This is a genomic window from Shewanella loihica PV-4 (genome assembly GCF_000016065.1).
GTDB classification, from domain to species: Bacteria; Pseudomonadota; Gammaproteobacteria; order Enterobacterales; family Shewanellaceae; genus Shewanella; species Shewanella loihica.
On record NC_009092.1, the window covers coordinates 3782937 to 3797607 of the forward strand.

General features: G+C 50.8%; 11 protein-coding genes. 9 read left to right on the forward strand and 2 right to left on the reverse strand.

Features of this window, described 5'->3' with window-relative positions; translation table 11 throughout:
• Positions 1 to 320: 320 nt before the first annotated feature.
• The 9 genes from SHEW_RS16450 (at position 321) to SHEW_RS16490 (ending at position 10319) form a co-directional block, all read left to right on the forward strand.
• Positions 321 to 1652 (forward strand): Na+/H+ antiporter NhaC family protein, encoded by a 1332-nt coding sequence (locus tag SHEW_RS16450; RefSeq protein WP_011866974.1) that lies wholly within the window; start codon positions 321 to 323, stop codon positions 1650 to 1652.
• Between the two features lie 230 nt (positions 1653 to 1882).
• Complete coding sequence (locus tag SHEW_RS16455; RefSeq protein ID WP_041406726.1) at positions 1883 to 2584, forward strand: DUF998 domain-containing protein; 702 nt, start codon at positions 1883 to 1885, stop codon at positions 2582 to 2584.
• Between the two features lie 8 nt (positions 2585 to 2592).
• Positions 2593 to 3309, forward strand: a complete 717-nt coding sequence (locus SHEW_RS16460) for a 23S rRNA pseudouridine(2604) synthase RluF (RefSeq protein ID WP_011866976.1) — start codon at positions 2593 to 2595, stop codon at positions 3307 to 3309.
• Between the two features lie 552 nt (positions 3310 to 3861).
• Positions 3862 to 5529: an FAD-dependent oxidoreductase gene (locus SHEW_RS16465; protein WP_011866977.1), complete on the forward strand. Its 1668-nt coding sequence runs from the start codon at positions 3862 to 3864 to the stop codon at positions 5527 to 5529.
• A gap of 66 nt (positions 5530 to 5595) precedes the next feature.
• Positions 5596 to 5952 carry a cytochrome c3 family protein gene (locus SHEW_RS16470; protein WP_011866978.1) on the forward strand — a complete coding sequence of 119 codons (357 nt, stop codon included), beginning with the start codon at positions 5596 to 5598 and terminating at the stop codon, positions 5950 to 5952.
• 363 nt (positions 5953 to 6315) lie between these two features.
• Positions 6316 to 6699 (forward strand): hypothetical protein, encoded by a 384-nt coding sequence (locus SHEW_RS16475; protein ID WP_011866979.1) that lies wholly within the window; start codon positions 6316 to 6318, stop codon positions 6697 to 6699.
• A 718-nt stretch (positions 6700 to 7417) separates the two neighbouring features.
• Entirely contained in the window at positions 7418 to 7936 is a 519-nt protein-coding gene (locus tag SHEW_RS16480) for a DUF4823 domain-containing protein (protein ID WP_011866980.1), read from the forward strand.
• A gap of 544 nt (positions 7937 to 8480) precedes the next feature.
• Entirely contained in the window at positions 8481 to 9257 is a 777-nt protein-coding gene (locus tag SHEW_RS16485; RefSeq protein ID WP_011866981.1) for an MBL fold metallo-hydrolase, read from the forward strand.
• A 60-nt stretch (positions 9258 to 9317) separates the two neighbouring features.
• A complete protein-coding gene (locus tag SHEW_RS16490; protein ID WP_011866982.1) occupies positions 9318 to 10319 on the forward strand; it encodes a GlxA family transcriptional regulator in 1002 nt (333 codons plus the stop codon).
• Between the two features lie 521 nt (positions 10320 to 10840).
• Here the strand turns inward: SHEW_RS16490 and SHEW_RS16495 are convergent.
• Positions 10841 to 12997 (reverse strand): S46 family peptidase, encoded by a 2157-nt coding sequence (locus SHEW_RS16495; protein ID WP_011866983.1) that lies wholly within the window; start codon positions 12995 to 12997, stop codon positions 10841 to 10843.
• A 223-nt stretch (positions 12998 to 13220) separates the two neighbouring features.
• On the reverse strand, positions 13221 to 14420 hold the full coding sequence (locus SHEW_RS16500; RefSeq protein WP_041406728.1) for an aromatic amino acid transport family protein: 1200 nt from the start codon (positions 14418 to 14420) through the stop codon (positions 13221 to 13223).
• Positions 14421 to 14671: the final 251 nt, after the last annotated feature.

A 14671-nucleotide genomic window follows, 5' to 3' on the forward strand; every position in this document is an offset into this window, starting at 1 on the left:
CCTAGCATGAGTAATAAGTTAAGTGACAGTTTTAACACGATAAAAAATTTGATCTCTCGGCTTAAGCTAGGCAAGTTAATAACTTGTTACCGCAAGATGTTAACAGGCTTGTCAGAGGATTTAACAGCAACCAAACATTTAGCAGTAAAAACATCTAGACGTCTAAATTGACAGACATCTTTCGATCTCATATCCTCTCACCTATTGAGATGTCCCATTTCGCAAAAAAGCGAGATGTTCCAGCTAGGAGGGCAAGGGAACGAGCATCCAGTTTTAATGACACGTCTCCACGGGGACGTTTAGCGAGAAGAGAGAGCGTTTTGACAACACCAACACAAACCACGGCCCCCAAGGCATCGTTTATCGCCCTACTGCCACTATTCCTGTTTCTGGCCCTGTTTATCGGTGCCGGCGTCTATTTCCAGAGCCAGGGCGTCGACTTTGCCTTCTATCAGCTGCCGAGCGTGGTCGCCATCCTGCCCGCCATCATACTGGCGCTGCTGATCTCGAAAGAGAAGCTGAACCAGAGCATAGAGACCTTCATCGGTGGCATAGGCCACTCCAACATCATCGCCATGTGTCTCATCTACCTGCTGGCAGGTGCCTTTGCCTCTGTGGCCAAGGCCACTGGCGGCGTAGATGCTACCGTGGCGCTGGGGCTGTCGCTTGTGCCCTCGAACCTACTGCTACCCGGTTTCTTCGTGATCGCCGCCTTCATCGCTACCGCCATGGGTACCTCTATGGGCACCATAGCCGCAGTCGCTCCCATCGCACTGGGCGTGGCCGAAGAGGCGCAGATCGATCTGGCGCTGATGGCCGGGGCCGTGATCTCGGGCGCCCTCTTTGGTGACAACCTGTCGATCATCTCTGACACCACCATTGCCGCGACCCGCACCCAGGGCTGTGAGATGAAAGACAAGTTCAGAGAAAACCTGATCTTCGCCATTCCCGCCTCGCTGATCACCCTGGTGGTGTTCACCCTCGCCGGACAAGGCCAGGCCGATGTGGCGCCGCAGCAGATAGATTTTCTTAAGGTTATCCCCTACCTCACCATCTTGGTACTGGCGGTCGCCGGGCTGAACGTGTTCGTGGTGCTGACCGTGGGCATCTTGCTGGCAGGCATCACCGGCTTTGCCACTCTGGACTACGGCCTGATCCAGTTTGGCAAAGATATCTACGCGGGCTTTAGCAACATGCAGGAGATCTTCATCCTCTCCATGCTGGTCGGTGGCCTGGCGGCCCTGATGCAGCAACAGGGTGGACTGGCTTTTGTGAGCAAGCAGATTGAGAAGCTTATCGTCCGCTTCTCCAGCGCCAAGGGCGAGGCCTCGACCCGTGCCTCTGAGCTGGGCATGGCAGGCATAGTCGCCCTGACCAACACCTGTGTGGCCAACAATACCGTCTCTATCGTGGTGACCGGCGATATCGCCAAAGATCTGGCCGAGAAGCATGAGGTTACCCCTAAGCGCGCCGCCAGTATCTTGGATATCTTCTCCTGTATCATTCAGGGCTTGATCCCATACGGTGCCCAGGCGCTGCTGATCGCCTCCACCTTCAGCATCAGCCCGCTGCAGGCGGTTGCCCACGCCTGGTACTGCATGATCCTCGCCATAGTCGCCATCGCCATAGTGGTGCTGCGCAAGCGTCACTAAGCTGAATTGGTGCGCCCTGACCATGGGCGCACGGATCAATTTGTGACAATCCTCACCTTAACAGTTCCACTCTATGGGGGTTTTCACTTAAACTAAAGCCATAGGGATATAATTGCGACGCAGTGAATTAGGTTAAGCATTTACTGAAATTAGCCATGCGTCGAAACGAAAGGAGTACCAAAAATGTACTCCTTTTTTATATTCAAAAAATAACAATAAATGGCATCGCTATGGCCCTACACCAACCCATAAACTATGACCTGCAGCGCATGGTGGTCTTCACCATTCTGACCGGTGCGCTCATCTCTGCCCTCGGCATCTCTATCTCCCTGTTCGCCAAGTTTCAGGTGATGGGACTGGAGGCCTTTAACCAAAGGCCGGATCTGCTGGGCAACTATGTGGACTCCCCCCTGGCCTATATCTTCAACATGGGGCTTATCCTGGCAGGCTCGTGCATACTGCTGGCCATGTATGGACTGTTGCAGCTCAAGCTGGGGCACTTTGGCAACTATATTGCCTTCGCTGGCTTTGTGGTGGGGGTGACCATCATCCTCATCGGCATCTACCCGATCAACTACCTCAAAGAGCACAGGCTGTTTTCCACCATCTTCCTGATCGCCACCATCATCCTCTATTTCCTGACCCTCTCGGCCAGGGTCAACCATAAGGCAATCTGTTCGACGCCGCTGTTTATCGTCAGCGCCCTGGGCCTGACGGCCGCCAGCAGCCTGGCCCTCATGGTAGATTGGGGGATACTCGACTTCGCCCCCTGCAGCCACCACGACGGCTCTATTTGCGGCGTCGCCTTTGCCATGTGGGCCCAGACCAATCTGGTGATGATCTGGTGTGTCACCCTGGCGCTAACCATCAAGAAGCTCGCCAGACACAGCTATCAGGACAACCTGATCAGCCAAGTCTCGGCCCACGGCTAGGCGCGTCGATGCGCCTCGCCCAGTATCTGGCCTTAACTGGCCGCTGCTCGCGCCGCGCCGCATCAAGACTGATCCGCAACGGGCGAGTCAGCCTGGGCGATCGGCTCGCCAAGCACACAGACAGCATCGAGCTGATAGAGACCCCCACAGGTACACAGGCATCACTCAGCGTCTGTGTCGATGGCGAGCCTCTGCCCCCCATCGCCGACAAGGCCTACTGGATATTCAACAAGGCGGTGGGGACAGACTGCCGCCTGCTGGCAGAGGATACAACCAGCTTGATCCATCTGCTGCCACGGCAGCCGCGTCTCTACCCCGTGGGACGGCTGGATAAAGACTCCAGGGGGCTGCTGCTACTCACTAACGATGGTGAGCTGACCCAGCGCCTGATGCACCCCAGTTTTGCCCACCACAAACGCTACCATGTCAGGCTAGACAGGCCCTTCGATGATGATTTTGTGGTTAAGATGGCAGCAGGGGTCAGCTATAAGGATGTCACCACACAGCCCTGTCAGGTGACTCGCCTAGGCCAGGACAGCTTCGAGATAGTCCTCACCCAGGGACTCAACCGCCAGATCCGCCGCATGAGTAAGACCCTCGGCCACAAGGTAATAGACCTTAAGCGCGTCGCCATCGAGTCCTTAACCCTGGGCGATCTGCCAGAAGGCGAGATGCGACCGCTAACCCAGGCCGAATTAGACGAGCTTTGGTGCGATCTTGCCTAACCGCCTATAGCCAACTCTTAGCTAACTCTTAGCCGAATGCCAACGCAATGTAGTCAGCCAGCTGTTAGCCAGCACTTCATCTAAGCTCCTCTCGCCTAAGCTCTCACCATTCGCCTTTCACCTTTCACCTTTCACCTTTCACCAAAGCCAAGCCAGAGCCCAAATCCAAGCCCAAACCCAAGCCAGCTCAAAATTTAAGCAATAACTAAAGTAATGGTTAGTGCACCAGCTTGCAGCATCCACTTGGCCACTCGCACTATTACCTCTGCTCACAACCAAAACATAAGCAACTGTTTTAATTGTAATAAGCTAACTATCTGTATAGTTGCGCTCAAAATCACACCGTTTTGTGAAGCACAGCAAAGATGTCACCTTTAAGGCTTTCGACCAATTATCATATGTCATACATTTAAAAGGCGGAGTTTGAATTTGGTTTCCCAAGTTCGCCGCTAAATTGAGTTAAAAAAATAAATATCATGGGGCAAAACCCAGTCTGGTGCCTTTCCCTAGCCAGTCAAAGCGCGCAAGACAAAGGCATCAAAGGAGTATGAGATGAGTAAAGAGTATCCACAGAAATCGAAAGAAATTGACCAATACACAGCCAATGTCCTGCAACATGGCATCTCACGCCGGAGCTTTCTGACCCGCGCCGCCATGGGCACGGGCGGGTTAGCCTTCGCGGGTATCGCCGGCACGGCAAGCGCCTCAGAGGCGCCTGGCCAAGAATACGCACAGATAGGCAATGCCTCGCTGGAGTTCATGCCTAAGCCCAAGCCAATCGCCGACAGCGAGATTGCCTCGACCCAGACCTTCGATGTGGTGGTGGTTGGCGCCGGCGCATCGGGCGTACCCGCCGCACTTTCAGCCAGAGAGAATGGTGCCAGCGTTGCTGTACTGCAAAAGCAAGCCATAGTCGTTTCTCAGGGCAACACAGGTTCAGGCCTAGACCTTAACAAGTGTGACAAAGCCGGTGTTGAAGCCCTGGTTAACCGTCTAATGGCGGATAACGCTCACCGCAGCCACCCTGAACTGCTCAGAAGCTGGGCTTATAACTCAGGTGAAGCGGTGAAGTGGGTACTTGACCGCGCCAACAAAGGTGGGGCTAAGGGTGTAGACCAAGGCACTAAGCCACAACACGGTATTCATGGTATTACTGAGCACTCGCTGGAATTCGTCACCTCATACTTCGGTCCTAAGCCATACACCGCGGGCGACGGTATGCGCGCCCTGGCGAAAACCGCTGAAAAAGCCGGTGTTAAGTTTTTCTTCAACACCCCTGCACAACAGCTGATCCAAGATGAAACCGGCAAAGTGATCGGCGTTATTGCGCAAAACCGTGATGGTAAGTACCACAAGTTTATGGCAAAGAAAGGTGTCATTCTTTCTGCCGGCGACTACCAGAACAATAAGGCGATGTGCGACTTCTTTATCCCTGATCTCAAGAACTTCGAACGCAAGCAGATGGATCGTACCGGCGACGGTTTCGCCATGGCCTACTGGGCGGGCGGCGTGATCGAGCCTGCGGGTCACACTAAGATGCTTCACGACTTCGACGCGGGTCCGGCGGCAATGTGTGATATGCCATTCCTGGTGGTTAACGGTAAAGGTGAGCGCTTCGTTAACGAGCAGGTAGAAATGTCATTAATGAACAACTACCTACGTGACGAAGTTAACCAAGGTCGTTACAACCAAATCTTCGACTCTAACTATATGGAACAGTCAAAAGACTGGCCTGGACATGCATACACGCCTGAAGAGTTAAAGCATTACATGCCAGAAGTTGAAGGCGAAAAGAAAGGCGTTTACCCATCTCAAATCAATACCTTTGTTGCTGACACGCTAGAAGAGTTGGCAGAGAAACTCGGTTGTGATCCTAAGACTTTCGTTAAAAACGTTAAGCGTTACAACGAGCTATGCAAAACAGGTAAAGATGACGACTTCGGCAAGGCCCCAAGCAAGATGGCGCCTGTACTAAAAGCGCCTTTCTACGGTATTCACCGCCGCATGCGTATCTCGGCTATCACCTCTGGCGTTCTGGTTGATGCGAATCATCAGGCATTGGATGCAGATGGTAAGCCAATCGGTGGCCTGTTCATCGTCGGCAACATGGGCGGCGGCTTCTACGGCGGGGTCGACTATCCATTGACAGTGTTTGGCCTCTCCTTGGGTCGCTGCTACACCTTCGGTTACCTGACCGGCAGACACGTGGCCAAGTTATAACAGGCTGAATCTATTACGGATGCCCGAACATAGGGCCATCTTGCAAATGATAGAATGGAATAGAAAATGAAAAACGTAAAATTAATCAATATGATACTAGCCGTTGCCTTGAGCTTATTTGCCAACGCAACATTTGCCAAAGAATTGCCACTACTGGATCAGACCCACCTGGAAGCCGGCATTAAGTGTGCGAGCTGTCATGGCAAGGCCGAGCCTCGTCAGGCCGTGACCATGATGAAGTGCGTCAAGTGCCACAACACCCAGAAACTGACGAAGAAAACGGAGAACTTCAAACCGACCAACCCCCATAAGAATCGCCACTTCGATACAGAAACGGATTGTACTAACTGCCACAAGGTTCACCAGAAATCTGAGAACTATTGCACCGGCTGCCACAATCGATTCGATTTCGTGGTGCCCTAGCAGGCTGGGTTAAACAAGCATCTCTGTAAGCAAAACCACCTTGCTAAGAGGTGGTTTTCCCCTCGAAAAAGGCGAGCCACTCCCCCAAACCCCATCATCTTCCCTATCCCTTAAGACCGGGTGAGTGACGCGCCTTTTATCAAGACACGCGCTTTATCAAAGTGTGTTTTATCAAAGTGCGCTTTATCAACTTTCGCATGGCAGCCAGTTGCCTGCAATTCACCAGCTGCCCATCACCATACTAGCCATATCCCAGTTGAATCCCCTGGATTAGTGACGGGTCACATTCCCTGTCATAAGCCAGCGCTATAGTGATTATTGCGCGAGAAAACGATATAAAAATAAAACTCACTAGGGGGTTACATGACATCGACAGAAACGAGCAAGCCATTCACAGAAAAGCAGCGCGGATTTTGGCTAAGCGCCTTCTTAGTGCTGATGTTTATCGCCAATCCGCTGACCGCCATCACCTACTTCGCCAATCCACAAGCCATCACAGAGATCTACCCCAGCGCCAGCACCGGCATACTCTATTTTCTCGGAGTGATGAGCCTGGTGAATGTCGTCCTGGCCGCCATGATCTGGCGATGGCAGAAGCTAGGCGTATATGGTTTCTACTGCGTCATCGCCATCGGATTTTTCATTAACCTCTATATCGGCATTGGCGTTATGGGCTCATTGACTGGGCTGCTCGGCGGCGTGCTCGTCTTCGTGACCACTAAGAAACGATGGGAACATTTTTCTTAAGCACTAGCCTGCTTAAGGGAGCTTAGCTGGGGGGCTTTGATGGGGGGCTTTGTTGGGTGGATAGTCGCTAGAGTAACTTCCGGCTTAATTCGTATTGGGTTGGTGATTGAAGGTCGAACCTTCATGGCTGTCTATCATCTGCGGTGGGCTTAGGTGCAAACACGTTTTTGGCACGGTGTGCACCTTTGACTTGCATCGATGCTAGAGAGGCTGTTGAAGGTCTTACCTTCATCGCCATCTAACGCCTGCCCGGCGGGTGCAGTACATGGAAGTACCAATGTCGTGATCACATGGTCGGTGATGCTCCCTGCATCAGGCCGACATTCTCCATATCCCTATGGGTCAGATATGAAAGAACGACGTATGTGCAGATACGCCTGTGACACGCTGTACGCCATCTGACCTCCAAGGATGGAGGAAATGCCAAAATATGTAGGGAACATATTTGGCCCTGGCCGCTCTGCGAAATCATCTGACCTACATGGATGTAGGGAATGCCGAAAAATGTCAGGAACATTTTCGGCCCTGAAACAGAAGCTCACCGGCGTATCTACACTCGGTATCCAACGCCTCTTCGATTTGGCTTTACTGGTATCTATGAGCTCTTTGTCTTTGTTTCTTGATGAGGTATTTGTTAGTGATGCAGTTCATGGACTCAGGCATGGAATAAAGCTAGGCTAATTTGGCGATTAATGGGTTAATTGAATAAGGCTCTGCGATGATAAAAAAGATAACACTTCTTACCTCTGCATTATTACTCACGGCTTGTAGCTCGACCTATCAACACTCGGCGCTACAGGCCCCCATTGCCAAGTTAGATCCCGCCAAAGGCGTATTAATCGCCATGCCCAAAGATGGCTGGTATGGCAACCAGGAATATCGTAACTCAGGCCGAATGACCGCCAATGCTGTGCGAAGCGCCTTCTCCAAATACACCAGTAAGGTCAATATAGCGGCCGATTGCCTGGATGATGACTGCCTAAAACAGCTCGATGCCAATCAGTTTGGCTACTTTGTCAAACCTATCATTCTTCACTGGGAAGACAGGGCAACCGAATGGTCAGGGATCCCTGACACCATAGAGATTCAGCTTATCGTCTTGGATGCGCAGACCAAGCAAGAGATCGCCAACGCGTCATACACTGGCAAGAGTAAATGGGCCAGTTTCGGCGGCGATCATCCGCAGGATCTCCTACCTGAGCCCACCAATGAGTTTGTGAGTAGCCTATATAAGTAGGCTGTTGATTGTGTGATTTATGACTTGGCGTCGGGCTGAATGCTTGTCTAAAGGTGTTTGAAGGTCATGCCTTCATGGCAATCTATCACCTGCGGTGGGCTTATGTGCAAACACGTTTTTGGCACGCTGTGAATATATCCCTATACGCTTCACGGCGGCGTCCATGCCGCCGAGAGCCAAAAACGTGTTTACACTCGGTATCTAACGTCTCTTCGATTTGGCGGTATTTCATGTGGAAACGGATCAAAAATCTAACTTAGTTTTGCCCCATAACGAATTTCACACTAAGCCGTCCTTCGAATTCCCTCGATCCTTGTTAAGCAAATTTTAGTAATAATACTGAGTGCCCATTGAACAAAGTCCATTCCATCTCTTATATGTATGGCAATCGTATTTTTCCAAAGTTATAAAATATGAATACCTTTTCTTTGGAAGAGTAATATCATTTTGTCCCGATAATATCTATAAGTGTCCATATAGCCACTTTTGTGGCTATATCCCCTTGCATAAAATGGCTCCACAAAAACAATTCTGGAGCAATAATATGAAAATCACTCAAATTCGTAACGCAACTCAAATTATCAACTATGCAGGGAAACGATTCCTTATTGATCCAATGCTGGCACCAAAAAACACTTATCCGGGGTTTGGCGGGACAGTGAACTCTGATTTGCGCAACCCAACGGTTGAGCTGCCACTCTCAATTGAAGAAATTATTAATGTTGATGCTGTGCTGCTGACCCACACTCACCCAGATCACTGGGATGCAACCGCTGTCAATGTGATCCCTAAAGACAAGCTGATTTTTGTACAACACGAAGGTGATGAGCAAATTCTGCGTTCTCAAGGTTTTACTAATCTCCAGATTTTCTCTGAAGAGACCGACTACAACGGCATTTCTTTCACTCGTACTGCATGTCAGCATGGCTCTGACGCTGCTTACGAAAATAAGGAACTGGGAGAAATGCTGGCTGAAGTAACCGGCGTCATACTATCTCATTCAGATGAAGAAAAGCTCTATCTGGCCGGAGATACCATCTGGACACAGACGGTAGAAGAAACAATGAAACGTGAACAGCCAGACGTGATCATTCTGAATACCGGCTGGGCTCACGTGATTGGCTATGGCCCGATCATCATGGGTAAAGAAGATGTATTAAAAACGCACGTTGTTCTTCCTCAGGCAAAAATTGTTGCTACTCATATGGGCGCAGTAAACCACGCACTCGTGACGAGACAGGAGCTTCGCGACTATGCAGAAATCAATTTACTGACTGATTTCGTGTATATCCCGGAAGATGGTGAGACTGTCATTCTGTAGTTTCCAATTGCAATATGTGGGGCTACCATCAGTGGTAGCTCTGCAATCAGGTTTAAGCAAATGTCTTCCAGAATTCTATCTCCTAAAACTCAATCTACCGAAGCAATGCAGCACGTACCTAATGTTTCGGTCATCGTTTTTAATGGATTCAGCCCGTTTCATATTTCTGTCCCAAGTATCGTGTTCGGGCGTGATACTCTGAATGAAGCCTTCTTCAACCTACAGTTTATTGCGGGAGAGGAAGGTTCAATTATGTCTGATATAGGGATGGAGATTCACGCCCGAGCCAAGCTCGATACACTGGAGAAGGCTGACATAATCATTGTTCCTTATTGGCGGACGGTTGATGAACGACCAAATGATCAGCTAATTGAGGCGTTACGTCTTGCTCATGAGAGAGGAACATTGATAGTCGGTTTGTGTCTTGGTGGCTATGTTCTGGCTTTCGCTGGGTTATTAGATGGAAAGCGTGCCGCAACTCACTGGGAACTAGAGCAAGATTTCACTCAACGTTTTCCGGAAACGTTACTCGATACCAATGCGTTATATGTAGAAGATGGTGGAGTGATTACATCCGCTGGCACCGCAGCAGGTATTGATTGTTGTTTGTTCGTTTTCCGTAAATATTACAGCAGTGCAATCGCGAACCGTATTGCCCGAAGAATGGTGGTTCCACCATATCGAGACGGAGGGCAAGCACAATTTATTGAACAACCCATACCGATAACAACATCCGATTTACGCATCAATGAGTTGATGGAGCGAATTAGAAACGATATTGGTCACAAGTATACTCTCGATGAACTCGCGGAGTCAGTGATGATGACTCGCCGTACCTTTACCCGTAAATTTCATAAGGCAACAGGGATGGCCTTTGGAGAATGGCTGGCTTCTGAGCGACTCAACCTAGCTCAGGAGCTGCTTGAGTCTACTGATCTAACCATTGAGCAAATAGTGACTAAAACCGGATTCAGTTCGGTGTTTATCTTCCGTGATAAATTCAAAGGACGTTATGCGGTCACTCCAAACCGTTGGAGAAAAACGTTTCATGAGCAGAAATAAGTATTGGCCTTAGTCAATATCATACGATTCGTACTGGATTGGTACTAATCTTGGGGAAAGATCACTAGCAATGTGTATTTTGCAATACCAAAAATAATTCATCTAAAGCTAATTTCCCCCCCATACGGAAATGTCCAAAAGTGATTTTTTTCTCACCTGATGATCCATTACGGCTAAATCGAAGAGATGGATAACTCAGTGTAAACATGCTTTTGGCCTTCGAAATCAGGGATGATTTCGCAGAGCATCCATGGATGGACTTGCTGCGAGCCAAAAGAATGTTTGCACATAAGGCCTGCGGCAGGCAATTAACCACAGTAACGGTTAACGCTAAAGCATGGCTAATTGAATTCAAACCACGTCAGGCCACGTCGAGCCAATAGGCACATTTCAATACATCACGAAGAAACCATCAGCACTAGATAACAAAAAAGGGCCTAGATTCTCATCTAAGCCCTTTTGACCTTAACGCTGACTAGATACTAAAAGCATCCCACCAGCGCCTCCACTAATCGCTGGAATTAGTGAACAATCTCCATTTCTGCCAGCAGGTTGTCGGCGTGATCCAGATACTTCATCACCCATAGCATGTAGCGGCTATCTACCTGGATAGAACGGTTGGTGTCGGTATCGTAACCCCAGTCGCCGATGATTGACTCATAGACGCCGTCAAACAGCAAGCCAACAAGCTCGGCGCGGCCGTTGAGGGTTGGTGAACCTGAGTTACCACCTGTGGTATCCAGGGTCGACAGGAAGTTCACCGGCACAGAGTCGATAGATTTCACATAGTAGTCACCATATTGCTTCTGCTTGATCAGCTCAAGCTGCTTCTTAGGCGCGTCGAACGGATCTTCACCCGTGTCTTTAGCCACTATGCCTTCCAGGCGAGTGAAAGGTACGGCAACCAGACCATCTTGTGGCGAGTAGCCCTTCACATGACCCACGGTCACACGCAGGCTAGAGTTGGCGTCGGCGTACACCGGCTTACCCAGCTCCTTGTTGTAGGCGATGATGGCATCCATATATTGAGGACGCACCTTCATCAACTTGCCATACAGCTCCTTCTCTTTCTTCTCCTGGGCCATATCAGTGTCATACATGGCGACGGCAAACTGAATGAAAGGATCTTTAGAGGCCTTGAAATCGGCTACCGACTTGTCCATCCAGGCAAGACGAGTCGCCTTGTCGCCCAACTCGGTCTTGGCGTACATCTTATCCAGTACCTTGCTCAGCTTGGCGGCGTCGAACTTCTTGCCGATGCCGAATGCCTTGTCCAGCTCAGGGATACGCTCTTCGCTAGGCAGCTTGGCGTAACGGCTCAGCAGATCCAGTACCACGGCCTTATCCACACTCGGTGCATAACGACGGTCGATACGCTCAAGGCCCGACTTGAAGCGGGTCATGTCGCGATCCTGATAACCAGGCTCACGCGCCATGTCGTCCAGCTGCTTCTCGTTAGCCAGACGGTAGAGGCTACGGGCAGTCGGCAGCATAGTGGTGTAACCGATATAACCTAAGATGATGTCGCGAGCCTGATGCTCCTGACTCTCTTTGATCAGCTTGTCTAGCTCGGCCATGGTTTGACCATACTGGGCCTGACGCTTGCTGTCTTTATTGATCCAGGCAGTCAGCGCCGCCTCGCGAGCCTTGCGATCGTCGAGCATGGTCGACTTGCCATAGAACTCGATCATCGAGGTGAAGTTTTTGGCGTAGTTGGCCAGACCGGCGATCAGGCTCTCATACTTGATGCGCTCGTCGCTGCCCTCAGGCGCGGTTTCCTTGATGATCTCGATGAAGCGTTCACGCAGCATCTTGCCTTCCGGATAGGCCCACTCAAACTGGTTTTCCACCTCGTTGGCGGTGCGGTAACGGTTGGTGCGACCCGGGTAGCCGGCAACCATGACGAAGTCGCCATCGCTCACGCCCTTGGCAGACACCTTAAGGAAGCTCTTAGGCTCGTAAGGCACGTTGTCTTTGCTGAAATCAGCAGGCTTGCCATCTTTTGACACATAGCCGCGATAGAAAGAGAAGTCACCGGTATGACGTGGCCACATCCAGTTGTCGATGTCGCCGCCGTATTTACCTACGCTAGCCGCCGGGTTATACACCAGACGCACGTCGCGGATCTCAAGCTGCTTAACCAGATAGTATTCCAGGCCGCCGTGGAAGCTGTAAACCTGACAGCGGTAGCCATCATCTGCCTCACACTGGGCAACCAGTTGCTTCTCTTTGGCTTCGATGCCCTGATAGAAGTCGTTGCCTACCTTGTTTTCCAGGCCGGCTTTCACCTCACCGGTCACATTGGTCACGGCTTCGGTGACATAGATGCGTGAACCTGGGGTAGCGGGTAGCTCTTCGCCGTAGTTCTTCGCCAGGAAGCCATCTTTTAGCAGGTTCTTCTCTGGAGTCGAGTTGTATTGAATCGAGCCGTAGGCACAGTGGTGGTTAGTCACTACCAGGCCCTTTGGCGACACGAACGACGCGGTACAGCCACCTAGGCTGATCACGGCGTTCATGGGGAATTCGGTGAGTTTAGAGATAGATTTGGCGTCGATTTCCAGCCCTTTGGCCTTCAGCTCATCTGCCATGGCAGGCAGTTGATAGGGCTGCCACATCCCCTCATCGGCGTGAGCGCCGAAGGCAGCGGCGAGCGCCACTGACACGAGTAACTTTTTCATTTGCTAAGTCCGTTTTATCGTTATAAAAATTTTTATAATACCCAATGGTCTTTTAAGTCCTCAGCGCATGAAGCCTTAAAAGCCCTACAAAAAAGTCGGGCAATGGCCCGACTTTATCATAAATTCTTGAGTAACAAACAGCTTAGCAAAATAGCGAAAAGGTAAGCAGGTATTTCCAGCAATCCCCTGCCCCTTCGCTTAGGCGCAAATTGTCAGCCTCTTTTTACAGCGCAACCCAGAGCTGGGCGGCGATAATCACCAGACCTACCAGCGCCGACGCGGCTAATGCAAACTGACCACCACTCACCTGGTAACCGCCCAGATTTTGCTTACGCTGTCCCAGCGCCATGGCGATAGGCAGGAAGATGATCATCACCACCAACGGCAGAGCCGCGAAACCTAATACCTTAATGAAACCATCAGGATAGTAGAGGGCGCACAGCAGTGGCGGCACAAAGGTTATCAACCAGGTCTGCAGGCGACCCAGCAGGTTGTCTCTGGCGCGGGTCAGCTCGGCAATATAGTCGAACAGGCTCATGGTCACCCCGAGGAAAGAGGTTATCAGCGCCAGGTTTGCAAACAAATCGATACATTGACGTAAAATGTCTGAGTGAGCGATACCCTGCAGCGCCGACACCAGCTTAGGCAGAGAGCCCTCGAAACCGTACACGGTCGCGCCGCCCACAGTGCCCAGGGTCACCATCAACCAGAGGATGTAGCACACCAAGGGGATGGTCGAGCCAATCATGAGTACCTTACGCAGCGACATGGCATCGCCATCCAGGTAGCGCACAATCGTTGCGATACAGACGTGGAAACCGAAAGAGGTAAACACCACAGGAATAGCCGCCAGCCAGAGGTTACCCAGCTCGCCCTTAGACACCAATTCGGTGGCCGATTCACGCAGGATATAGCTTGGGCTGACTTCGGGTAGCAGGAAGAGCACTACGATGACAAACAGGGCTACCATGGCGCTAAAGAGCACACGTGAGACCTTGTCGATCCAGGAGACGCCGATGGCGATGAAGCCACCGAACACCAAGGTAAAGATGAGTACCGCCGCCTCGTGGTTCACCTTTATCCCCAGCGGTTCGAAGCGAGACTCCAGCAGGGAGGAACCGCCCATCAGATAGACCATGGTCAGGGCAAACAGCAGACTCAAGAAGGAGCCGCCCTGGATCAGCTGGCCGACCTTGCCTAAGGTCTTGCCCGTGATGGCGTGGACGTTCAGCCCCACACCGGCACGTAAGTTAATCTCTAACATCAACAGAGAGGTATAGATAGATACCCCCCAGATCGCCACTAATAGTAGTAAGGCTGGAATCGTCCCCAGTGAAGCAGTTGCCAGAGGCAAGGCCAACATGCCTCCCCCAATTGCGGTCCCCGCAACGATGGCAATAGAGCCAAGCATTTTTAAGTTCACAAAATTGTCCTGTCTTTATTTATTATCTCTTTTTGGAAGGTCAGATTTAGAACGACTGCGAAGGCGGGAATTAGTCATGAAACACACTAAGCGATAGCCTCCTAACCGAACTATGGAACTCTGCCCTAGTACGTGTCGGGTTGGCCTCAACAGCTTAGCTTTTACTATCTTACGATCTAGCTAAGCCCCTGAGGCTGCCTAAATCGGTAACAATATCGATAGGTATGTTTCATCACTACCTTTACTCTATA